The sequence below is a fragment of the Phycicoccus sp. Root101 genome, assembly GCF_001426245.1.
Lineage (GTDB): Bacteria > Actinomycetota > Actinomycetes > Actinomycetales > Dermatophilaceae > Pedococcus.
On the sequence record NZ_LMCM01000002.1, the window covers coordinates 12,741 to 34,720 of the forward strand.

The following is a 21,980-nucleotide window of genomic DNA, read 5'->3' on the forward strand; positions in this document are numbered from 1 at the left end:
CGCGGCACGTGGCCAGGATCTCGGCGCTGCCCTAGACGTGCAGCCTGTCCTTCTGGGGATCGGTCACGGGCCCACCCTGCCGTATGACGCCTGGGGTGGGCCGGGGAAGGCTGCACCCGGTCCGGGGACAGCAGAGCCTGGGCTCACGCGGCGAAGCGGTGCAGACGGGCCGGGTACGTCCCTCCGGCCCGCCTGCAGCTGTGAAGCCCCGATCGCGCTAGCCCTTGTCGGCACCCTCGTTGCCGCCACGGACGAACTGCCGCTGGAAGGCGAAGAACAGCAGTGCCACCGGGATGGTGGTGAGCAACGCCGCACCGAGCTTGAGGGGGTACTGCGATCCGGCGCCTAGATCACCGCTGGCCAGGCTCGCGAGTCCCGTCACCAGGGTCTTGAGCTCCGGGCTCTGCGTGGTCACCAGGAAGTGCGTGAACTCGTTCCACGACCCCTGGAACGACAGGATCGTCAAGGTGATCAGGGCCGGTCGTGCCATCGGCAGCACCACCGACCAGAAGGTGCGGAACACCCCGGCCCCGTCGATCCGGGCGGCCTCCTCGACCGACACCGAGATGGAGTCGAAGAACTGCTTCATGATGAACACCCCGGCCGCGTCCACGAGCAGGGGCAGCACCATCGCGGAGTAGGTGTTGTAAATCCCGAGGTAGCTCACCATGAGGAACTTCGGGATGAGCAGGGCCACGCCGGGGACGCTCATCACGGCCAGGACGGTCGCGAACATGAACTTGCGGCCCCGGAACTTCAACCGGGACAACGCATATCCCGCCAGGCTGTCGAAGAACACCCTGGCGGCGGTCACGACCAGGGTGATCACGACCGAGTTGCCCAACCAGCGCGTGATCGGCACGGAGCTGTCGCCACCGATGCCGAAGATGCGCTTCCATGCCGTGGTGTCGAACGGGTTGGGCACCAGGCTCAGGGGGCTGTCGGTCGAGGCGCTGTCGGTCTTGAACGACGTCGCGATCTGGATGAGGAACGGGTAGAGGTAGATCACCGAGAACAGCACGAGCACGACATAGAAGAGGATGAGCTTCCATCCGGTGGTGCGCCTGGTCATAGCGTCGTGCCTCTCGCTGCGCCGGAGTCGGCGACCTCGTCGTTGGCCAGGACCGCGGTGGCCGGGGCCGCGGGTCCGCTTCGGGTGCCCGACGTGGCCATGGGTCCGCGCCGGCCACGTCGCGGGGTGTCCTTGTCGCGCATGAGCCACCGCTGGAACCCGGTCAGCGCGATGATCAGCAGGAACACGATGAACGACATGGCCGCACCACTGCCGTAGTCGAGGCTCGTGAAGGACTGCTTGTAGGACAGAAACGCAGGGGTCAGCGTCGTGTTGGCCGGCGCACCCTTGCCCATGACGTAGATCTGGTCGAAGACCTGCCACGTGCCGATCAGTCCGAGGGTGGTGACGAGGAAGATCGTCGGCTTGAGCATCGGCAGCGTGACGAACCGCAGCTTCTGCCAGGGGGAGACCCCATCGAGGGCCGCTGCTTCATCGACCTCGACGGGCAGGTCCTGCAGCGCGGCCAGGAACATCAGCATGAACGTGCCGGTGGTGGTCCAGATCGCGAGGATGATGACGACGCACATCGCCACCGACGGTCCGGAGATCCACTCCCAGACCGACCTGCCGAGCACCTCGCCCTGGGCCCACGACGGATTGTCCTCGACGCCCACGGCGTTGAAGAAGATGTGGAACAGCCCGCGGGAGTCGCTGAACCACGCGGGTCCCTGGATCCCGAAGATCTCCAGGACGGCGTTGACCGCGCCGGAGTTGGCGAACAGGAAGAGGAACACCACGCTGATCGCGATCGAGCTGGTCACCGAAGGGAAGTAGAACGCGGTCCGAAAGAAGCTCTTGCCCTTGAGGAAGCGGTTGCTGACGATCAGGGCCAGAAAGAACGAGACGGCGGTTTGCAGCGGCACGACGAAGAAGACGTACCAGAAGTTGTTGCCCAGTGACTGCATGAAGTTGTCGCGCTTCAGGCCGTCCTGGGTGAACAGCGCCGTGTAGTTGCGCACTCCGACCATCGGGGCGTTCTCCCCGCCCTGGAACGGCGAGCCGTTGCCCTTCCAACCGGTGAAGCTCACGTAAAGCGCCATCAGGACCGGAATGAACAGGAACAGGCCCAGCACGATGATCATGGGCGAGATGAACAACCAGCCGGCTGCCCCCTCGCGACCGCGGATCCCGCCGCCGCGCTGGCGGCGACGGGACCCGATGGTGGTGGTGGTCACGGTCACTGGCCCTTGAGGGCCGAGTCACCGTTCTTCTGCAGGGTGGCCAGGATGGACTTGGGGTCCTTGGTGGCCAGCTGCTCGAGGTCGGTGTTGAACGCCGACATCACCGGGTCGAAGCCGGCGAGGTTGACCGGGCCGGTGCCGTAGTCGCCACCGGCGGCGAACGCCGCGTCGTCCGGGAACTGCGCGGCGTACTGCTTGGCACCCTCGGTAGTGGACGGCATAACGCCGAAGGCCTTGGCGAAGGTCATCTGCTGGTCCACGGAGGTCAGCGACTTCACGAGGTCGACTGCGGCCGCCTGGTTCTTGGACTTGGCGGCGATGCCCCAGCAGTTGCTGAACAGCAGCGTGCCCTTGCCGGCCGGACCGGCGGGGAGCTCGACCACCTTGGTCTTGATGTCGGGGAAGTCGTTCTTGAGCGCACCGCGGATCCAGTTGCCCTCGATGGTCATAGCGGCCTTGCCCTTGCCGAGCGCCTCACCACCCCAGCCCGCGTCGACCTGCTTGGCGTACTTCATCGAGCCGGACTTGAGCAGCTTCTGCGCCTCGGTCAGGCCCGCGACGTTCTCGGGGGAGTCGGCGGTGACCGTCTTGCCGTCCTTGCTGACGACCCAGCCGCCGGACTGCAGCATGAACGTGCCGAGGCGGGCCCACTCGCCACCGATGACGAGACCGGTGACCTTGCCGCTGGTGAGCTTCTTGGCGACGGTCTCCAGGCCGGCCCAGTCCTTCGGGATGTCAGCGTCGGTCAGGCCCGCCTTGGTCCAGAGGTCGGTGTTGATGATCAGGCCCAACGTCGAGAAGTCCTTCGGCGCGCACTGGAGCTTGCCGTCGTAGGTGTAGGTCTGGACGAGGCTGTCGAGGTAGCCGGCGTCCTTGACCTGGTCTCCGTACGCGTACAGGTTGCCGGCCTTGGCGAAGTCGCCGATCCGGGCGGCATCGGCGTAGAAGACGTCCGGCGGCGTGCCGCCGGCGAAGCCCTGGCCGAGCTGCTGGTTGAGGTCGGAGGCCACGACGACCTCCGCGGTGTTGCCGGACTTCTTGCTCCACGCGTCGGCGGCGGCCTTGACCGCAGCCGTCTCCGCGTCGCCGGACGTGCCGATGAGGATCTGCAGCTTGGCCGGGCCGGACGTCTGCTGGGGGCTGGAGCTCTTGCTGTCGAACCCGCCTCCGCCACAGGCGGACAGGGCGAGTGCGGACGTGGTCACAAGGACCAGTCCCATGGTGGTGGTGCGCCTCATTGCTGCTCCTCGGTGATGAGAGTGTCGTGCGGCCGGGTGGCCGCCGACGAGGGGGTGCGGGTGCTGCTGGAACGAACCGTGAGCTCGGGGACGAGCAGGACGGGTTCGGTGCTTCGGGGGGACAGGAGCATCCGCCAGGCGGTCTGGGCCGCCTCGGCGATGGGCTGCCGGATGCTCGTGACCGACAGGGCCTCGGCCACGTCGGTGTCGTCGAAACCGACCACGCCGACGTCCGGGCCGAGGGCCAGGCCCGCGTTGCGGGCGGCGCGGACGGCGCCGAGGGCGAGCATGTCGGAGGCGCAGACGACGGCGCTCCCGGGACCGAGGCGGGCGAGCAGGCGCTCGGCCGCTGCGGTGGCCTGGTCGAGGTCCTGCACCGACTCCTCGGCCTCGGCCTCGTCGGGGTCGGTGCGGCCGGCGTCGGCGAGCCCCGCGAGCCAGCCGTTCCGGCGGTCGTCGCCGACGGGGGAGCCGGCCGGCCAGCCGAGGAAGCCGATCCGGTCGTACCCGGCCTCGACGAGATGTGCCACGGCGTGGCGGACGCCGATCCCGCCGTCGACGTCGACCCACTGGTGCAGGTCGGGCAGGTCCCAGACGCGACCGAAGGCGACGAAGGGCACGTCGTGCTCGAGCAACCACTGCGGGCGGGGGTCGCCGGGACGGGTGTCCGCGAGGACGAACCCGTCGACGAGTCCGGTGGCGAGGGTCTGCCGGTAGCCCTCGACGACGTCCTCGGGATCCGGGGCGAAGGTCATGACGTGCGAGCCGTGGCCGGGTGCGGCGACCGTGAGCTGGACGAGGAACTCGTCGAGGATGTGGCCCATCTTGGCGTGGCCGGAGGGGTTGACCTCGAACCCGAACGCGGCAGCCTTGCGGCGGCGCAGCTGCTGGGCCGTGACGTGAGGGGTGAACCCGAGGCGGGCGATCTCCGCGCGGACGCGTTCCAGCGTCGGGGGAGCGACCTTGTCCGGGCGGTTGAGCACGTTGCTCACGGTCTGGCGGGAGACGCGAGCGGCACGGGCGACGTCGACGATGGTCGCCCGCGTCGACGGCACGGTGACCCTCGACCCTTCCGCCATGGCTCGCTCCCTTGCGATCTGGTCGTGCGATGTGATCGTTCAAATCGGAACGGGTTTGAACGTTCCAACAAATGCGAGCATGCTGCACGCACCCGGCATCGTCAAGGGCATGATGGGATGGCGAACCGACCGACCGAGCTGGCGCGCTGCGTCGTCGCGACGGTGCCGACAGCTCGCTGACCTGCCCAGACGTCGACGGAGAGAAGGCAAACAGGTGTCCGACCACGAGGCGACGGAGGCTGCCGGAGCAGCTGTCCCGGCGCGGCAACCCTGGCTCCACGAGCTCACCATCTGCGTGAACGGCAACGCCACGGCCCTGTCCGGTACCTGTGGGGACATCGACCCGGGGACCCCGCACGGTCTGTACGTCGACGACGTGCGGGTGCTCAGCACGGCGATCGTCCGGCTCGACGGCGAAGCACCCGCCTTCGTGGCCCAGGGTGCGAGCGGCGCGCGCGCCGAGTTCGTGCTCTCGGCCCGCAACCTCGGCAACCCCGGCCCTGACCCCACCGTCGAGGTGCACCGCACCCGGGTGCTCGAGGACGGTGTCATGGTCGAGCGGCTGGTCCTCACCTCGCGGGCCAGCCAGACGGTCACGACCACGCTGAGCGTCGAGCTGGCCGGCGACGGTGCACCGATCGGCTCCGTCAAGGCCGGGCACGTCGCGCACCCTCAGGTGCTCCCGTCCCGCGAGGGTGACGCCCTCGTGTTCTCCTTCGACCGGCACACGACCCGCGTCGAGCTCGACCCGGCGCCCGCTGCCGTGGTCCTGTCCGACGGTCGGGCCGTCGTCGACCTGCAGCTGTCGGTCGAACCCGGTGGGAGCACCGAGGCCACCCTGCGTGTCGCGACGTCCCGCGAGTCCGCATCGGCCCTGGACGCAGACCCCGGGCACGCCGCCGTCACCTGGGCCGGGGTGCGGGTCGTCGCCGACGACCCGCGGCTGAGCCAGCTCGTCGCCCGTTCGATGGACGACCTCCAGAACCTGCTGCTGCGTGACCCCGAGGATGCCGACGACGTGTTCGCCGCGGCCGGAACCCCTTGGTACCTCACGCTCTTCGGGCGGGACTCCATCTGGGCTGCGCGGATGATGCTGCCCTTCGGCACCGACCTCGCCGGTGGCACCCTGCGCGTCCTCGCGCGCCGGCAGGGGACGAAGGTCGACCCCCGGAGCGCCGAGGCGCCCGGCAAGATCCCCCACGAGCTGCGCCGCACGGCATACCTCGATCCCGAGAGCGGACTGGCGCTGCCGCCGGTCTACTACGGCACGGTCGACGCCACGGCTCTGTGGGTGACGTTGCTCGTGGAGGCGTGGCAGTGGGGTCTGGCCGAGGACGAGGTGCGTGCCCTGCTGCCCAACGTGCGCGCCGCCCTGGGCTGGCTCACCACGGACGGCCGCCCCGACGACGACGGGCTGCTCAAGTACCTCGACACCTCCGGCAGCGGCCTGGCCAACCAGGGCTGGAAGGACTCCGGAGACTCCATCCGCTGGCGCGACGGGCGCGTCGCCGACGCCCCCATCGCCCTCGTCGAGGCCCAGGCGTATGCCGTCGAGGCCCTCTCCGGCGCCGCGCGCCTCCTGCGCGCCCTGGGCGAGGACGGGGCGGACGACGCCGAGCGGCAGGCCAAGGAGCTGCGCGAGCGGATCGCGGACCGGTTCTGGGTGCAGACCGACGCCGGTCGCCACCTCGCGATCGCGCTCGACGGGCACGGCGAGGCCGTCGACGGCCTCGGTTCCAACATGGGGCACGTCCTCGGAACCGGTGTCCTGACGGAGGCCGAGTCCGCCTCGGTCGCCGCCCAGCTGACCGGTGAGGAGCTGCTCGACGAGTTCGGCATCCGCACCCTCGGCAGCGGCAACGGTGGCTTCAACCCCATCGGGTACCACACCGGTTCGATCTGGACCCACGACACGGCCATCGCTGCTCTGGGCCTTGCCCGAGAAGGACATCGGGCCGAGAGCGCCCTCGTGGCCCGCTCGCTCGTCGCCTCGGGGGAGGCGTTCGACCACCGCTGGCCCGAGCTGTACTCCGGGTTGCCCATGATGGGCCGCCCGTCGCCCTACCCGGCGTCGTGCCGTCCGCAGGCCTGGTCGGCGGCGTCCGCGGGTGCCCTCGTGACGGTCGCCCTCGGGCTGCGGGCCGACGTGCCCGCCGGGTACGTCGACATCGACCCGGTGGTGCCGGCCCCGTTCGGCGCGGTGCGGGTCGAGGGACTGCGCATCGGGGACGCCACCGTCACCGTGAGCGTTGACAGGGACGGGCAGGTCGAGGTGACCGGGACACCGCACGGTGTCGAGGTCAGGGTGCGCGGCGGCAACGCCTAGCCGCAACGCTTAGACTCAGTCGCTTGCCCGATGCGGTGGACCGTGGCGTGGACCCGCTGCGGTCGACCGGGCGAACCGACTGTGTGAAAGGACGGCCCTGCGTGGGACTGCTCGAGACGATCCAGAGCCCCGCCGACCTCAAGGCGCTGCCCGCGCCCCAGGTCGCCGAGCTCGCCCGTGAGATCCGTGCGTTCCTCGTGGAGTCGGTGTCCAAGACCGGTGGCCACCTCGGACCCAACCTCGGTGTCGTCGAGCTCACCATCGCCCTGCACCGGGTCTTCGACAGCCCGCGCGACACGATCGTCTTCGACACCGGCCACCAGTCCTACGTCCACAAGCTGCTGACCGGCCGCCACGACTTCAGCAAGCTCAAGAAGCAGGGCGGCCTGTCCGGCTACCCCAGCCGCGCCGAGTCCGAGCACGACGTCGTCGAGAACTCGCACGCCTCCACCGCCCTGTCGTGGGCCGACGGCATCGCCAAGGCGCGCCGCCTCAAGGGCGAGCGCGGGCGCCACACGGTCGCCGTCATCGGTGACGGGGCACTCACCGGCGGCATGGCGTGGGAGGCCATCAACAACATCGCCGCCGACAAGGACCTGCCGCTGACGATCATCGTCAATGACAACGAGCGTTCCTACGCCCCCACCATCGGCGGACTCGCGGACCACCTCGCCACGCTGCGCACGACCCGGGGCTACGAGCGGTTCCTCGACTGGGGCAAGAACACCCTGCACCGCACCCCCGTCGTGGGCGGGGCGATGTACGAGACGTTGCACGGCATGAAGAAGGGCATCAAGGACATCGTCGCCCCGCAGGGGATGTTCGAGGACCTGGGCCTGAAGTACCTCGGCCCGGTCGACGGGCACGACGAACCGGCGCTGGAGTCCGCGCTGCGCAAGGCCCGCGCCTTCGGTGGGCCGGTGCTCGTGCACGTCATCACCCAGAAGGGCCGGGGCTACCAGCCGGCCGTCAACGACGACGCCGACCAGTTCCACAGCGTCGGCAAGATCAACCCCGAGACCGGGCTGCCGTTCGAGGTGAGCGGCCGGATCTGGACCGACGAGTTCAACGACGAGATGGTCGCCCTCGGCGCCGAGCGCCCCGACCTCGTCGCCCTCACCGCGGCGATGCTCATCCCCGTCGGACTCGACGGGTTCGCCGCGGCCTACCCCGACCGCGTGTTCGACGTCGGCATCGCCGAGCAGCACGCGACGACCATGGCCAGCGGGCTGGCGTTCGCCGGGCTGCACCCGGTGGTGGCGGTCTACGCGACGTTCCTCAACCGCGCGTTCGACCAGCTGCTCATGGACGCCGCGCTGCACAAGGCCGGCATCACCTTCGTCCTCGACCGTGCCGGCGTCACCGGCAGCGACGGTGCGTCGCACAACGGCATGTGGGACATGGCGATCGCCTCGATCGTCCCCGGCCTGCGCCTCGCCGCGCCGCGTGACGGCCAGCAGGTCCGTATGCAGCTGCGCGAGGCCGTGGACGTCGCCGACGCCCCGACCGTGATCCGTTTCCCCAAGGGCGACGTGGGCGACCCGGTGCCGGCCGTGCGCCAGGTGGGTTCGCTGGACGTCCTGCACGAGACGTCGACGGAGGCCTGCGACCTGCTCGTCGTGGGGGTGGGTGCGTTCGCCGCACTGTCCGTCGACGTGGCCGGGAAGCTCGAGGCGCAGGGGCTGCGGGTCACCGCGGTCGACCCGCGCTGGGTGCTGCCCGTGAGCGACGACCTGGTCGAGCTGGCCCGCACCGCCGGTGCCGTCGCGGTCGTCGAGGACAACCTCGTCACGAGCGGTGTGGGGGTGGCCGTCACGGTCGCCCTGCGCGACGCCGGCCTCGACGTGCCGGTGCACCTGCACGGCATACCGAAGACGTTCCTCGACCACGCCTCGCGCGGTCAGCTCCTGGACGAGCTGGGGCTCACCGCCGACGCGGTGGCGACGTCGCTGGCGACGCGCCTGCACTGAGCCGGCGCAGCCGCAGTGCCAGCTGCAGCTCCAAGGCCGGGTCCGGCTGCTGCCAGTGCGCGCCCAGCAGTGCCGAGATGCGTTCGAGCCGCTGGCTCACCGTGTTGACGTGGACGTGCAGCTGGGTCGCGGCGTGCCGCGGGCTCCCACCGGCGTCGAAGTAGGCCTGCAGGGTCTTCACCAGCTCGGAGCCGCGCCTGGCGTCGTAGTCGAGCAGGGGGCCGAGGTGGTCGGTGACGTAGCCGTCCACGTCGGGGGCCGAACCGACGACGAGGCCCGCGAAGCCGAGGTGGGCCGAGCTGGCGCCGGTGCCGCCGAGGCCGAGCGACTCCAGCGCCTGAACGGTCCGCACCGCCTCCGCCCAGGTGGCCGGGACGTCGTCGCCGAGGCTCACGGGCCCTGCGGCGCCGACGCTGACCCGGCCGAGGCGGCCCAGCCGACGGGCCAGCTCGCCGGCCGCCTGGTGGGCGTCGTCGGAGGGGACCAGCGCCACGACGCGACCGTCGTGCTCGCCCACCACCGAGTCCGGTCCGGCCGCCGCGTGGGCGGCGAGCAGCAGGGTGCGGCGCGGCACCTGGCCGTCGGCGTCCGCTACCAGTACGGCGTGGGGGACGGTGGGGTCGACGCCCTCGCCGCGCGCGCGTGAGGCGAGGGTCTGGGGGTCGCCGCGTCCGCTGACGAGGTCGGCGACGAGGTCGGTGCGCACCCGCTGCTCGGCCTCTGCGGCGGTGCGCTCGAACAGGAGCACGAGGGCGGTGACGACGGAGGCGCGCTCGACGGTGCGCCGGTCGGCGTCGTCGAGGACCCCGACACCGCCCAGCACCAGCACTCCGAGCGGGGTCTGCGGAGCCTTGACGCCGATGGCCCACCGGTCGCCCGGGGCGTCGTGCGCGAGGCGGCCCGAGGCCTGCGTCATCCGGACGACGGGGGAGTCGGCCAGCAGGCCGGCGCGGGAGTCGTCGGTCGGCGGGGCGTCACCGTGCGTGCTGAGGCACTCACCCTCGGAACCCAGCAGCACGACCCAGCCACCGAGCAGGTCGCCGAGCGCCTTGGTGATGTCGTCGACCCCACCACCGGCGAGCACCAGCTCGGCGAACCGGTCGTGCGCGGCAGCGGCCCGCTCGACCCCGGCCGTGTGGCGGCGGACCTCTTCGGCGCTGCGGGTCTGCACGATGGAGACGGCGGCCAGCGCGGCGAGCGAGCCGAGCAGGGCGACCTGGTCGGGGGAGAACGGTCGCGGTGAGCGGTTCGCGGCGAAGAGCACCCCGACGAACTCGTCCTCGACGGTGAGCGGGGTCCCGCAGATCGACACCAGGCCTTCGTCACCGACGGCGCTGTCGATGGTCCCGGTGTGCTGGAACCGGTGGTCGTGCAGGTAGTCGGCGCTCCAGTAGGGCTTGCGCGTCGAGGCGACCAGGCCGCCGAGGCCGTCGCCGAGGGAGAGCCGCACGCTCTGGAACTCCACACTGACCGAGCCGTCGGTGGCACGCATGAAGGTGTCACCGGCCCGGGGGTCGTACAGCGTGAGGTAGGCGACGTCGGTGCCGATGAGGGTGCGGGCCCGCCGGACGATCGCCTCGAGGATGCCGCTGGGGTCGCGCAGGGCGGCGAGGTCCCGCGCGGTCTCCACGAGCGCGGTCAGCTCCGCCTCGCGGCGGCGCCGTGAGTCGAACGCCGCCCGCACCCGCAGGGCCAGCTCGCGGGCCTCACCACCGGGATCGGCCACGGTCCCCAGCTCCGACGCGGGTGCCCCCTCCGCCAGCAGGCGCAGGAGGGTCATCGCTGAGTCGTCGTGGGCGTCCATCGAGTCGGATCCTAGGCGGCCGGGTGCGGTCAGTGGGCCGTCCAACCGCCGTCCATCGCGAAGGACGCCCCCGACACCGAGGCAGCAGAGGGGCCGCACAGGAACGCCACGAGCTCGGCGACCTCATCGGCCTCCACGAGCCGCTTCACCGCGACGGGTTCGAGCATGATCTGGCTGACCACGTCGTCCTCGCTGATGCCGTGCGACGACGCCTGGTCGGCGATCTGCTTCTCCACGAGGGGCGTCCGGACGTACGCCGGGTTGACGCAGTTGCTCGTGACACCGTGCTCGGCGCCCTCGAGGGCCGTGACCTTCGACAGCCCCTCGAGGCCGTGCTTGGCCGACACGTAGGCGGCCTTGAAGGCGCTCGCGCGCAGGCCGTGGACGCTGGAGACGTTGACGATCCGGCCGAACCCCTGCGCGTACATGTGGGGGAGCACCCGGCGGGTGAGCCGGAACGGCGAGGTGAGCATGAGCCGGATGATGAGGTCCCACGTCTCGACCGGGAACTCGTGGATCGGGCTGACGTGCTGGATGCCGGCGTTGTTGACGAGGATGTCGACGTCGCCCGGGAGCTGGTCGACGGCCGCGAGGTCCGACAGGTCGGTCGGCAGGGTCTCGACCCCGGTGAAGGACGCGAACCGCTCGAGGCCCTCCTTGTCCCGGTCCACCGCGTGCACCCGCGCCCCGGCCGCTGCGAGCCGCTCGACGCACGAGGCGCCGATCCCGCTCGCGGCGCCGGTCACCAGGGCGGTCCGTCCGGTCAGGTCGAGGAGCGCAGGCGTCGTCGGCATGCCGCGAGACTAGGTCCGCGGTGCAGAGTCGATCATGTGGCGGCGAGCCACAGTTCTCGGTGGACCTGTGTGTGGGGATTCCGTGTGGCCGGGCCAGGTCACCGGCTCGCGGCATCGGGACGGAAACCCGAGCACATGATCCGCAACCAGCCGATCCGCCCCTCGGCATCGGTCTCGAACACCGCGTGCTGCTCGGTCACCCGCGCCTCGCCCTCACAGCTCAGCCCGAGCCGGTACGTCACGCGGTCGCGGTCACCCACCGTGTCGACGTCCACCTCGCGCACCTCGACGATCTCGTCCTGCGGCTCGAACCAGTGGCCGAGCAGGACCCCCAGCACCTCGTCGTGACCCGTCCCCTGCCAGGTGTCGTTCGGGGTGAGACCGCGGAAGTCCACGTCGTCGCGCAGCACCTGTCGCAACCGGCCCTCGTCCTTGGCGGCCAGGGCGTTGACGAAGGCGTCGGCGGTCGTGGTCATGCAGGCATGGTCCTCCGACGACGACGCCCCGACAAGGAGCTGTCGGGGCGTCGTCGGGTATGCCGGGTACGGACTAGGCGGGGACGCTCGCCGCTCCGGCGGGCAGAAACCGCTTGCCGGTGACCTTCTCCGAGACGCTCTCGCGGTCGAGCAGCGGGGTGAGCCCACCGTTCCAGAACTGGAACCCGGCACCTGTGATCATCGCCAGGTCGAGGTCCATCGGCGCCTGGGCGACGCCCTCGTCGAGCATCCGTCGGGCCTCGTCGGCCAGGACGCCGAGGACGCGCTCGCGCACCTGCTCGGTGGTCAGGACCACGGGGTCGGCGGGCTTCTCGAACAGCGCCTCGACCTCGGGGTCCACGACCGGCTTGCCCTCGGGCCAGGTGTAGATGGCCGACTTCTTCGCCGCGACGACCCTGCGCAGGTTCTCCGAGACGTAGAACCGGTCGGGGAACGCCTTGGCCAGGGTCTCGTTGTTGTGCAAGGCGATCGCGGGCCCGACGAGGCCGAGCAGGATGAACGGCGGCATCGGTGCGAGGCCCGCGAACGCGCGGTCAGCCACCTCGATGGGTGTGCCCTCGTCGACGACCTTGGCGACCTCTCCCATGAAGCGGCCGAGGAGCCGGTTGACGATGAACGACGGCGAGTCCTTGACCAGGATGGTCGTCTTCCTCAGCGTCTTGCCGGTGGCGAAGGCCGTGGCGAGCGTGGCGTCGTCGGTCTGCTCGCCCTTGATGATCTCGAGCAGCGGCATCACGGCGACGGGGTTGAAGAAGTGGAACCCCACGACCCGCTCCGGGTGCTGCAGCTCGGCGGCCATCTCGGTGATCGACAGCGAGCTGGTGTTGGTCGCGAGGACGCATTCGGCCGACACGACGGCCTCGACCTCGGCCCACACCTGCTTCTTGACCGACATCTCCTCGAAGACGGCCTCGATGACGAAGTCCGCGTCGGCGAACCCGTCCTTGCTCGTGGAGCCGGTGACCAGGCCCTTGATGCGGTTGGCCTTGTCGGGGCTGACCCGGCGCTTGCCGAGCAGCTTGTCGACCTCGGTGTGGACGTACCCCACGCCCTTGCCCACGCGCTCCTCGTCGAGGTCGGTCATGACGACCGGCACCTCGAGCCGCTGCGCGAACAGGAGGGCGAGCTGGCTGGCCATCAGCCCGGCACCCACGATGCCGACCTTGGTGACCTTGCGGGCCAGGGCCTTGTCCGGTGCTCCGGCCGGACGCTTGGCCCGACGCTGGACGAGGTCGAACGAGTAGAGCCCGGCGCGCAGCTCGTCACCCATGACGAGGTCGGCGAGCGCCTCGTCCTCGGCAGCGAACGCCTCGTCGCGCGTCGCGGTGCGTGCCGCGGCGACGAGCTGGAGTGCGCGGTACGGCGCGGGGGACTTCGCGCCGGTCTTGAGGTCGACCAGGCCCTTGGCCGCCTTGATTGCACCGGCCCACTCGGACTCGTCGCGGGTCACCTCGGGTCGGTCGACCTCGGTCTCGCCGGTGAGGACCCTTGCGGCCCACAGCAGCGACTCCTCGAGGAAGTCGGCCGGGGCGAACATCACGTCCGCCATACCGAGCTCGAAGGCCTGCGGGCCCTTGAGCATCCGGTTGGTGTTCATGGGGTTCTCGATGATGACCTTGAGCGCGTTGACCGGTCCCACGAGGTTCGGCAGCAGGTAGCAGCCACCCCATCCGGGCACCAGGCCGAGGAACGTCTCCGGCAGCGCGATCGCCGGGACCCCGGCGGAGATGCTGCGGTAGTCGGCCGACAGGGCGATCTCCACGCCGCCACCCATCGCGGCACCGTTGACGAACGCGAACGTCGGCACGGGGAGGTCCATGATCGCGCCGAACGCGGCGTGCCCGGCGCGGGCGACCTCGAGGGCCTGGTCCCGGCTGGTCGCCTGCGCGACGGCCTTGAGGTCGGCTCCGACGGCGAAGATGAACGGCTTGCCGGTGATGCCGACCGCCTGGATCTCGCCGGCCTCGGCCCGGGTGCGCAGGCCCTGGACGACGGAGAGTAGGTTGGCGATGGTCTGCGGCCCGAACGTGTTGGGCTTGGTGTGGTCGAACCCGTTGTCGAGGGTGATGAGCGCCAGCACGCCGGCGTCGCCGGGAAGGGTGATGTCGCGGACCGGGGTGTGGGTCACGACCTCGTCGAAGGCCGGGTTCTGAGTGGTCGCCTGGTCGCTCATGCTGCGACCTCCTTGCCGTAGTCAGCGTGGTGAGGGTTCTCCCAGATCACGGCGCCACCCATGCCGATGCCGATGCACATGGCGGTCATGCCGTAACGCACCTCGGGGTGCTCCTCGAACTGGCGCGCCAGCTGGGTCATCAGGCGCACGCCGGACGACGCGAGCGGGTGGCCGGTCGCGATCGCCCCGCCGTACTGGTTGACGCGCGGGTCGTCGTCGGCGATGTCGAAGTGCTCGAGGAAGGCGAGCACCTGCACGGCGAACGCCTCGTTGAGCTCGAACAGGCCGATGTCCTCGATGGACAGCCCCGCCTTGCCGAGCGCCTTCTCGGCGGCCGGCACCGGACCGATGCCCATGACCTCGGGCTCGACACCGACGAACGCGAAGTCCACGAGCCGCATACGGATGGGGAGGCCGAGCTCCTGGGCGGCGGCCTCGGAGGCGAGGATGCACGCGGTGGCGCCGTCGTTGAGGCCCGCGGAGTTGCCGGCGGTGACGTTGCCGTGCGGCCGGAACGGGGTCTTCAGGGCGTCGAGGTCCGCGCGCGTGGTGCCCGGGCGCGGCGGCTCGTCCTGGATGGCGAGGCCATAGCCGAGGTCCTGGTGCCGGGTGGCGACGGGCACGAGGTCGGGCTGCACCTGGTGGTTGGCGTAGGCCTTGGCGAGCTTCTCCTGGGAGGCCACGGCATACGCGTCCGAGCGCTCCTTGGTCAGCGTCGGGTAGCGGTCGTGCAGGTTCTCGGCGGTCGAGCCCATGACGAGCGCGCTGGGGTCGACGAGCTTCTCGGCGACGATGCGCGGGTTGGGGTCGACGCCCTCACCCATCGGGTGGCGGCCCATGTGCTCGACCCCGCCGGCGATGGCGATGTCGATGGAGCCGAACGCGATCGACGACGCGGTGGCGGTCACCGCGGTCATGGCGCCGGCGCACATGCGGTCGATCGAGTACCCCGGGGTGGTCTTGGGGAGGCCGGACAGGAGGGCAGCCATCCGCCCGAGGGTCAGGCCCTGGTCGCCGATCTGGGTGGTCGCCGCGATGGCGACCTCCTCGACGCGCTCGGGGGGCAGCTCGGGGTGGCGGCGCATGAGCTCGCGGATGCAGCGGATGACGAGGTCGTCGGCGCGGGTCTGGGCGTAGATGCCCTTCTCCCCGGCCTTGCCGAACGGCGTCCGGACGCCGTCGACGAAGACGACCTCACGAAGGGTGCGGGGCACGGGTGGCCTCCTGTGTTGGAGCGACGGGTGGTTCGGCGCAGGGCGGTCCGCCCGTGCACCTGCCACCGATGCTACTTCCCGGTAACAAGGCGGTCACCCGACCCCGCGCGTGAGAGCCGTCACCCCCGGTCACTGCACCTGCCGACCTACTCGTCGGGGTGGGCCTCGAAGGCTGCGGCGACGAGGGGCGCGACGACGTCGGTCTGCCAGTGCCGCGCACCGAGCCCCTGCAGGGCCTCGGCGAACCCGGCCGCGCTGCGGTCGGCCGGCGGGCTCCAGATGACGCGGCGCAGGGGCTCGGGGGACAGCACGTTCTCCACCGGGATCGAGTGCTCGGTGGCGAAGGCCGTGAGGGCTTCACGGGTGGCGGCGAGGCGGGCGGCGGCCACCGGGTCGCGCTCGGGCCAGGCGCGCTGAGGGGGCGGGCCGTCCGAGCGCAGCGTCATCGGGGGCAGGTCGGCCTCCGGGACGGCGTTGGCACGCGTGACCGCCTCGAGCCACTGGCGCTGGTACCGGCGCACGGAACGGTGACCCGAGGGCAGGCCGGCCGGGGTCGTCGGGGCAGCCATGGCGATCTCGACGAGCACGGCGTCGGGGAGGACCCGGCCGGGGGAGACGTCCCGGTCCTGCGCGATGGCGTCGCGGGTCTCCCAGAGCTCGCGGACGACCGCGGCGATGCGGCGCTGGCGGACCTTGTGCATGCCGGACGTCCGTCGCCACGGGTCCACGCGCGGAGCCGGCCCGGTGAAGTCGAGCAGCGCCTCGAACTCCTCACGGGCCCACCCCGCCTTGCCCTGCTTGGCGAGGTCGACACCCATGAGGTTGCGGACGTCGACGAGCACCTCGACGTCGAGCGCGGCGTACCGCAGCCACGGCTCGGGCAGGGGACGCGTGGACCAGTCCACGGCCGAGTGCTCCTTGGCGAGGGACAGCCCCAGGTAGTGCTCGACGACGGCGGCGAGTCCCACCCGGGGGAGCCCGAGCAGGCGCCCGGCGAGCTCGGTGTCGAACAGCTGACGGGGACGCAGGCCGACCTCGGCGAGGCAGGCGAGGTCCTGCGTCGCGGCGTGCAGGATCCACTCGGCGTTGCCGATGGCCTCGTCGAGGGGGGACAGGTCGGGGCAGGCGATCGGGTCGATGAGCCAGGTGCCGGAACCCTCACGGCGCAGCTGGACGAGGTAGGCCCGCTGGCCGTAGCGGTAGCCACTGGCGCGCTCGGCGTCGAGGGCGACCGGGCCCTCGCCCGCGGCGATCGCCGCTGCCGCCTCCATCAGTCCGCGCTCGGTCTCGACGACCGGGGGGACGCCGTCCGCGGGCATGTCGAGAGGGATGAGCTCGACGGTCTCGGTGGTGCCCGAGTCGTCGACGGAGGTGTCCGCGTCAGCGGTGGAGGGCGCCGTTTCCCCTGCAGGGACCTCGGCGTCGGTGTCGGTCACCGGCCCAACCTACCCGGCGCGGTGCTCAGCGCCGCGGCCCAGGCAGCGCAATGACTCCCTCGGGCAGCGGGGGGAGGCCGGCGATCGTGCACAGCAGGTCCGACCACGCCACCAGGTGCGCACCGACGTTGCCGGCGACGGGGGTCCACGAGGCGCGGACCTCCATCTCGACGCTGGCGGGGCGGTCGGACAGCCCGGCGAAGCTCTCGGACACCACCCGCGTGACGGTCCCGGCCTCGGCGGTGTACCCGAGGTGGTGCGACTCGAGGGCGTCGGTCAGCCAGGACCAGCCCACCGCACCGAGCATCGGGTCGTTCGCCAGCTCGGGCTCGAGCTCGGCCCGCGCGAACGTCACCGCCCGCCAGGCGCCGTCCCAGGGATCCGGGGCCGAGGGGTCGTGCAGCAGGACGAAGCGGCCGGACGCCAGCTCGTCCTCGTCGGCGGCCGCACCCACCACCTCGGCGGTGAGGGCCACGGCATACGGGGCGATGCGCTGGGGCGCGGGCACCTCGGTGAGCCGGATCTCGGGGCGCAACCGCGCACCTCGCAGGTCGCTGAGCGCCTGCGCGAACTCGGGTGACTGGTCGCCGGGGACCGTTCTGCTGCCCACCGTCAGAGAGTATGTCGACCGGTCGCGTATCACAGGGAGGCTGAGGCCGCGCCGTGTCGCGACCGCCGGGTAGCGTGCGCGGGTGCTCTCCCTCCTCGCGCTCGCCTCCAGTGCGGTGTGGGGCACCTCGGACTTCTTCGCCGGGCTGTTCTCCCGACGACGCCCGGCCGTCGCCGTGGTCGGGTGGACCCAGTCACTGGCCTTCCTGGTGCTCAGCGTGGTCGTCCTCACCCAGCTCGGGGACGTCACGTGGACGGGCTGGCCGCTGTGGTCGGTGGCTGCCGGACTGTCGGGTCTCAGCGGCCTCCTGTGCTTCTACACCGCCCTGTCCACCGGGACGATGGGCGTGGTCGCCCCCATCGCCGCCCTCGGGGTCGCCGTGCCCGTGCTGCTCGGGGTGGCCACCGGCGACGAGCCGTCGGCGTGGACGTGGGTGGGCATCCTCGTGGCCGTCATCGGCGTGACGCTCGCCTCCGGACCCGAGCTCAGTGGGGACGTCTCGACGAGGCCGGTCGTGCTGGCGGGAGTGGCAGCGGTGGGGTTCGGCCTCGCGCTGTTCTGCCTCGACCGCGGTGCCCGGAGCTCGACGCTGATGACGTTGTGGGGCATGCGCTCCACGTCCCTCGTGGTCTTCCTCGTCGTCGCCCTGGTCACCCGTTCCGTGGGGGGAGTCGTCGCCCGCGAGGTCCCCGTCCTCCTGGTTATCGGGTGCGGGGACATGGCGGCGAACGGCCTGTTCGCGCTCGCGTCGTCCCGGGGCGAGGTGAGCATCGCGAGCGTCCTCGGCTCGCTCTACCCCGTCATGACCATCCTGCTGGCGCGCGTCGTCCTCAAGGAACGGCTCCGCCCCATCCAGCAGGTCGGGGCCATCCTGTCCCTCGCCGGCGCTGCGATCATCGCGGTGTGAGGAGCCGCGCGACCGCGACCTAGGATTGCCCGCGTGACCTCCCCCCTCCACAGCCCCCTCGACTCGGCCCTGGTCAGGGCCGCCCGCCGCGAGCCCGTGACCCACACCCCCGTGTGGTTCATGCGCCAGGCCGGACGCTCGCTGCCGGAGTACCGGGCCGTCCGCGAGGGCGTCGGCATGCTCGAGTCCTGCCGCCGGCCGGACCTGGTCACCGAGATCACCCTCCAACCCGTCCGTCGCCACAAGGTCGACGCCGCGATCTTCTTCTCCGACATCGTCGTGCCGCTTGCCGCCGTCGGGGTGGACCTCGACATCGTCCCCGGCGTCGGGCCCGTGGTGGCCGAGCCGTTCCGTACCCGGGCCGACCTCGACCGGCTGCCGGAGCTGACGCCGGAGCACGTCCCCGACATCACCGAGTCCGTGCGCCTGCTCGTCGCCGAGCTCGGGGCCACGCCGCTGATCGGGTTCGCCGGGGCTCCGTTCACGCTGGCGAGCTACCTCGTCGAGGGCGGCCCGAGCAAGAACCACGAGAACACCAAGGCCCTGATGTACGGCGACCCGGAGCTGTGGCACGACCTGTGCGCCCGGCTCGCGCAGATCTCCGGTGCGTTCCTCGACGTCCAGGCGGCGGCCGGCGCCTCGGTCGTCCAGCTGTTCGACTCGTGGGTCGGCAACCTGCCCCGGGCCGACTACGAGACCTACGTGCAGCCGCACTCGCGCGTCGCGCTCGCCGCGGTGGCGAAGCACGGCACGCCGACCATCCACTTCGGTGTCGGCACCGGCGAGCTGCTCCCCGCGATGGGCGCCGCCGGCGCCGACGTCGTGGGCGTCGACTACCGCGTCTCCCTCACCGACGCCCTCGCCCGCATCGGGGACGGGTATGCCGTGCAGGGCAACCTCGACCCTGCCCTCCTGTTCGCGCCGTGGCCGGCCCTCGAGGCGAAGGTGCGGTCGATCGTCGAGGAGGGTCGGGCTGCCCCTGGCCACATCTTCAACCTCGGGCACGGTGTCCTGCCGTCCACCGACCCGGAGGTCATCACCCGGGTCGTCGAGCTGGTCCACGAGGTCGGCGCTCGCTGACCCGAGCCTGACCCAAGCCTGACCCGGGGCTACTCCGGGAGCACCGTCGGCACGGTCACCGTGGCCGGCGCCGGACGCCGACGACGCCACGCCAGCCAGAGCGGGACCCCGACGAGGGCGAAGGCGGCGGCGAACGGCACCAGCGCGCCGACGATCGTCAGGACCACCCGCACGGACGAGGTGAAGGCCGTCCAGCCGCCCAACAGCCCGGCCATGAACCCGGTGTCCTGGGCCGGCTTGGGGGCTGCGATGACGTCGGTCTCGGTGGTGAGGCTGATCTGGATGGGGGAGCGGGCCACGCTGTTCTTCAGGGCCGCCAGCTGCGCCTCGAGCGCCTCGAGGTCGGCCTGGCGGCGGCTGACCTCGGCCTCGAGGTTGACGATCTGGGTGAGGTCGGTCGCCTTGGTCATCAGGGCCCTGACCCGGTCCACGCTCTCGCGCATCGTCTCCAGTCGGGACTGGGTGTCGACGATCTGCTTGCCGACCTCCTCGCTCGAGCTCTCGGACCGGATGACGGTCCCGAGCTTGCCCAGCTCGGCCATGACGGTGTCGAGCCGGGTCGCCGGGACCGACAGGGTGATCTCCCCGTAGGTCGTCGCCGTGACCTTGGAACGGTCCTCCAGCGGGACGTAGGTGCCACCGGTGCCGATGTTCTCGGCGAGGATCACGCCGTCGGAGGCCACCGAGAGGGACCGGATCGCGGCGACGCTCTGGGAGAGGTTCCTGACCTTGAGCGCGACGGTGGCCCGCCGTGCGAGGGTCGACCCCGGGGCCGTGAGGACGGCGGGGTCCACGGCGCCGGTCCCCGTGTCGGCCGGGCCTCCGGACGCTCCCCGGAAGGCGGTGCCCGGCTGGGCTGCCGTCCCTTCCTTGGCCGAGTCGCCGGCGGCGCCGGAGCCGCTGGCGGCCGGGCCCGGTTCGGCGCCGACCGCGTTGCTGCCGGCGCTGTCCGAGGTGCTCGAGCTGCCGCCGCCGCTGCAGGCGGCGAGGCTGACGGTGGCGAGGAGCGCGGCCGTGAGGCCGACGAGAGTGCGGTGCGGACGATCACGGAACATGGCGACCCCCAGGTCAGCGTCGATCGGGTGAGTGATGCCACTCGGACTCCACCCGTCACGGGCCCGTTCCCACCCCGTGGTGTCGAAACCGTCACGATGCCTGAAAGGGTGGGGGGATGGTCGGGTCGCACGTCGTCGTCATCGGGGGAGGCATCTCCGGGCTCACCGCCGCCTGGCAGCTGCTGGACGCCCTGCCCGGTGTCACCGTCACGATCGTCGATGCGTCCGACCGCCCTGGCGGCAAGCTGCGTCGTGAGCCCGTGGCCGGGGTCGCGCTCGACGTGGGCGCGGAGTCGGTCCTGGCGCGGCGGCCCGAGGCGCTGACCCTGATGTCGGAGCTCGGCCTCGACGAGCACGTCGTCCACCCCGAGGCGACGACGGCGAGCATCTGGTCGCGAGGTCAGCTCCACCCGATGCCCCGAGGCACTCTCATGGGCATCCCTTCGCCGGCGGCCTCGGCCGCGGGTGTGCTGTCACCCGAGGAGATCGCCCGAGCCGAGGCCGAGATGCCTTGGGGTGGAGGGGACTTCGACGACGTGTCCGTGGGCGACTACGTCGCCGCGCGACTCGGGGACGCGGTCGTCGACCGCCTGGTGGAGCCGTTGCTCGCCGGGGTCTACGCAGGACAGGCGCGGAGCCTCTCCCTGCGGGCCTGCCTCCCCCAGGTGCATGCCGCCGTGACCGCCGGCGCCTCCCTCACCGAAGCCGCCGCGACCGCAGCCCAGACGTCGGCCCTGTCGTCCGCGGGGTCGTCGGCCCCGGTGTTCGCCGGTCTCGACGGGGGAGTGGGCCGGCTCGCCGAGACACTGTCGGAGACGTTGCGATCACGGGGCGTCACGATCCTCAGCAGCACCATCGCCCGTGAGCTGCACCGGGACGGGGCCGGGTGGGCCGTCGTCACGGGCTCCCGGCCGAACCCGCGGCGGCTGGCCGCCGACGCCGTCGTCGTGGCCGTGCCCGCGGCCCCCGCCGCCCGGCTGATCGCGCCGCACTCGGCCGCCGCCGCCTCGTCCCTGCGCGAGGTCGAGTACGCCTCCATGGCCATCGTCACGCTCGCCGTCGACTCCGGTGGTGGACCGCTGCCCGGCTCCGGCTTCCTCGTCCCGGCCGTGGACGGCCGCACCATCAAGGCGAGCACGTTCTCGTCGACGAAGTGGCGATGGACCGCCGAGGCGGCCCGGGATCTGTTGTTCCTGCGCGCCTCCGTGGGGCGCTGGGGTGAGACCTCGGACCTCCAGCGACCCGACGACGAGCTCGTGGCGATCGCGGTCGCCGAGGTCAGCGAGGCGCTGGGCCACCAGCTGCCACGGGTCGTGGACACCCACGTCCAGCGCTGGGGCGGTGCCCTGCCGCAGTACACCGTCGGCCACGTCGACCGGGTCGCCCGGATCCGGGCCGCAGCGGCGGCGGTGCCCGGGCTGGAGCTGGCCGGCGCGGCATACGAGGGGGTGGGGATCCCGGCCTGCATCGCGAGCGGACGGGCCGCGGCCCTGGCCGTGACCACCCACCTGCGCGCCCGCCACGGGGACGCGGGAGAATGA

Annotated in this window: 17 protein-coding genes; 5 read left to right on the plus strand and 12 right to left on the minus strand. The window is 71.6% G+C overall.

Going from position 1 to position 21,980, the window contains the following annotated elements:
* Positions 1-217: 217 nt before the first annotated feature.
* Genes ASC58_RS04345 through ASC58_RS04360 form a run of 4 tightly spaced genes read right to left on the minus strand, consistent with a single transcriptional unit; the run spans position 218 to position 4,573 of the window.
* Positions 218-1,072 carry a carbohydrate ABC transporter permease gene (locus tag ASC58_RS04345; protein WP_056918496.1) on the minus strand — a complete coding sequence of 285 codons (855 nt, stop codon included), beginning with the start codon at positions 1,070-1,072 and terminating at the stop codon, positions 218-220.
* The gene (locus tag ASC58_RS04350) at positions 1,069-2,250 is read right to left on the minus strand and encodes a carbohydrate ABC transporter permease (protein WP_200947729.1); all 1,182 of its coding nucleotides are present in this window, start codon (positions 2,248-2,250) and stop codon (positions 1,069-1,071) included. The genes ASC58_RS04345 and ASC58_RS04350 overlap by 4 nt, the downstream gene beginning before the upstream one ends.
* Positions 2,251-2,252: 2 nt before the next feature.
* Positions 2,253-3,494, minus strand: coding sequence for an extracellular solute-binding protein (locus ASC58_RS04355; RefSeq protein WP_082552946.1), 1,242 nt, complete (start codon positions 3,492-3,494; stop codon positions 2,253-2,255).
* A complete protein-coding gene (locus ASC58_RS04360) occupies positions 3,491-4,573 on the minus strand; it encodes a LacI family DNA-binding transcriptional regulator (RefSeq protein ID WP_056918497.1) in 1,083 nt (360 codons plus the stop codon). Before ASC58_RS04360 ends, ASC58_RS04355 begins: the two co-directional genes overlap by 4 nt.
* Before the next feature lie 214 nt (positions 4,574-4,787).
* Here ASC58_RS04360 and ASC58_RS04365 point away from each other — a divergent pair, with 214 nt between their 5' ends.
* Positions 4,788-6,899 carry a glycogen debranching N-terminal domain-containing protein gene (locus ASC58_RS04365; protein ID WP_056918498.1) on the plus strand — a complete coding sequence of 704 codons (2,112 nt, stop codon included), beginning with the start codon at positions 4,788-4,790 and terminating at the stop codon, positions 6,897-6,899.
* 101 nt (positions 6,900-7,000) lie between these two features.
* Positions 7,001-8,869: a 1-deoxy-D-xylulose-5-phosphate synthase gene (gene dxs, locus ASC58_RS04370; RefSeq protein ID WP_056914792.1), complete on the plus strand. Its 1,869-nt coding sequence runs from the start codon at positions 7,001-7,003 to the stop codon at positions 8,867-8,869.
* On the opposite strand, the gene ASC58_RS04375 is transcribed toward dxs, so the two are convergent.
* From ASC58_RS04375 to ASC58_RS04405, 7 genes are all read right to left on the minus strand, one after another.
* Complete coding sequence (locus tag ASC58_RS04375) at positions 8,823-10,673, minus strand: helix-turn-helix domain-containing protein (protein ID WP_056918499.1); 1,851 nt, start codon at positions 10,671-10,673, stop codon at positions 8,823-8,825. The two genes, dxs and ASC58_RS04375, sit on opposite strands and share 47 nt — an antisense overlap.
* A gap of 29 nt (positions 10,674-10,702) precedes the next feature.
* Positions 10,703-11,467, minus strand: coding sequence for a 3-hydroxybutyrate dehydrogenase (locus tag ASC58_RS04380; RefSeq protein WP_056914790.1), 765 nt, complete (start codon positions 11,465-11,467; stop codon positions 10,703-10,705).
* A gap of 98 nt (positions 11,468-11,565) precedes the next feature.
* Positions 11,566-11,943, minus strand: a complete 378-nt coding sequence (locus ASC58_RS04385) for a hypothetical protein (RefSeq protein ID WP_056914789.1) — start codon at positions 11,941-11,943, stop codon at positions 11,566-11,568.
* A gap of 73 nt (positions 11,944-12,016) precedes the next feature.
* On the minus strand, positions 12,017-14,137 hold the full coding sequence (locus ASC58_RS04390; RefSeq protein ID WP_056918500.1) for a 3-hydroxyacyl-CoA dehydrogenase NAD-binding domain-containing protein: 2,121 nt from the start codon (positions 14,135-14,137) through the stop codon (positions 12,017-12,019).
* On the minus strand, positions 14,134-15,351 hold the full coding sequence (locus ASC58_RS04395; RefSeq protein ID WP_056914787.1) for a thiolase family protein: 1,218 nt from the start codon (positions 15,349-15,351) through the stop codon (positions 14,134-14,136). Before ASC58_RS04395 ends, ASC58_RS04390 begins: the two co-directional genes overlap by 4 nt.
* A gap of 146 nt (positions 15,352-15,497) precedes the next feature.
* Positions 15,498-16,787: a ribonuclease D gene (locus ASC58_RS04400; RefSeq protein WP_082552949.1), complete on the minus strand. Its 1,290-nt coding sequence runs from the start codon at positions 16,785-16,787 to the stop codon at positions 15,498-15,500.
* A gap of 25 nt (positions 16,788-16,812) precedes the next feature.
* Complete coding sequence (locus tag ASC58_RS04405) at positions 16,813-17,397, minus strand: DUF3000 domain-containing protein (protein WP_056914786.1); 585 nt, start codon at positions 17,395-17,397, stop codon at positions 16,813-16,815.
* An 82-nt stretch (positions 17,398-17,479) separates the two neighbouring features.
* Here ASC58_RS04405 and ASC58_RS04410 point away from each other — a divergent pair, with 82 nt between their 5' ends.
* Together ASC58_RS04410 and hemE are read left to right on the plus strand one after the other, a co-directional pair.
* Positions 17,480-18,304 carry a DMT family transporter gene (locus ASC58_RS04410; RefSeq protein ID WP_056918501.1) on the plus strand — a complete coding sequence of 275 codons (825 nt, stop codon included), beginning with the start codon at positions 17,480-17,482 and terminating at the stop codon, positions 18,302-18,304.
* 33 nt (positions 18,305-18,337) lie between these two features.
* Positions 18,338-19,384 (plus strand): uroporphyrinogen decarboxylase, encoded by a 1,047-nt coding sequence (gene hemE, locus ASC58_RS04415; protein WP_235529097.1) that lies wholly within the window; start codon positions 18,338-18,340, stop codon positions 19,382-19,384.
* A 29-nt stretch (positions 19,385-19,413) separates the two neighbouring features.
* Here the strand turns inward: hemE and ASC58_RS04420 are convergent, their stop codons facing one another.
* Complete coding sequence (locus ASC58_RS04420) at positions 19,414-20,439, minus strand: DUF4349 domain-containing protein (protein ID WP_056918502.1); 1,026 nt, start codon at positions 20,437-20,439, stop codon at positions 19,414-19,416.
* Between the two features lie 116 nt (positions 20,440-20,555).
* Between ASC58_RS04420 and hemG the strand changes: the two genes are divergently transcribed.
* Complete coding sequence (gene hemG, locus ASC58_RS04425; protein ID WP_056918503.1) at positions 20,556-21,980, plus strand: protoporphyrinogen oxidase; 1,425 nt, start codon at positions 20,556-20,558, stop codon at positions 21,978-21,980.

What these genes read in the sequence shown, in the direction of transcription:
- ASC58_RS04420 (WP_056918502.1), bottom strand. Translation starts at nt 20,439, where the DNA reads ATGTTCCGTGATCGTCCGCACCGCACTCTCGTCGGCCTCACGGCCGCG.
- ASC58_RS04380 (WP_056914790.1), bottom strand. Translation starts at nt 11,467, where the DNA reads ATGCCGACGACGCCTGCGCTCCTCGACCTGACCGGACGGACCGCCCTG.
- hemG (WP_056918503.1), top strand. Translation starts at nt 20,556, where the DNA reads ATGGTCGGGTCGCACGTCGTCGTCATCGGGGGAGGCATCTCCGGGCTC.
- ASC58_RS04345 (WP_056918496.1), bottom strand. Translation starts at nt 1,072, where the DNA reads ATGACCAGGCGCACCACCGGATGGAAGCTCATCCTCTTCTATGTCGTG.
- ASC58_RS04375 (WP_056918499.1), bottom strand. Translation starts at nt 10,673, where the DNA reads ATGGACGCCCACGACGACTCAGCGATGACCCTCCTGCGCCTGCTGGCG.
- ASC58_RS04355 (WP_082552946.1), bottom strand. Translation starts at nt 3,494, where the DNA reads ATGAGGCGCACCACCACCATGGGACTGGTCCTTGTGACCACGTCCGCA.
- ASC58_RS04385 (WP_056914789.1), bottom strand. Translation starts at nt 11,943, where the DNA reads ATGACCACGACCGCCGACGCCTTCGTCAACGCCCTGGCCGCCAAGGAC.
- ASC58_RS04360 (WP_056918497.1), bottom strand. Translation starts at nt 4,573, where the DNA reads ATGGCGGAAGGGTCGAGGGTCACCGTGCCGTCGACGCGGGCGACCATC.
- ASC58_RS04390 (WP_056918500.1), bottom strand. Translation starts at nt 14,137, where the DNA reads ATGAGCGACCAGGCGACCACTCAGAACCCGGCCTTCGACGAGGTCGTG.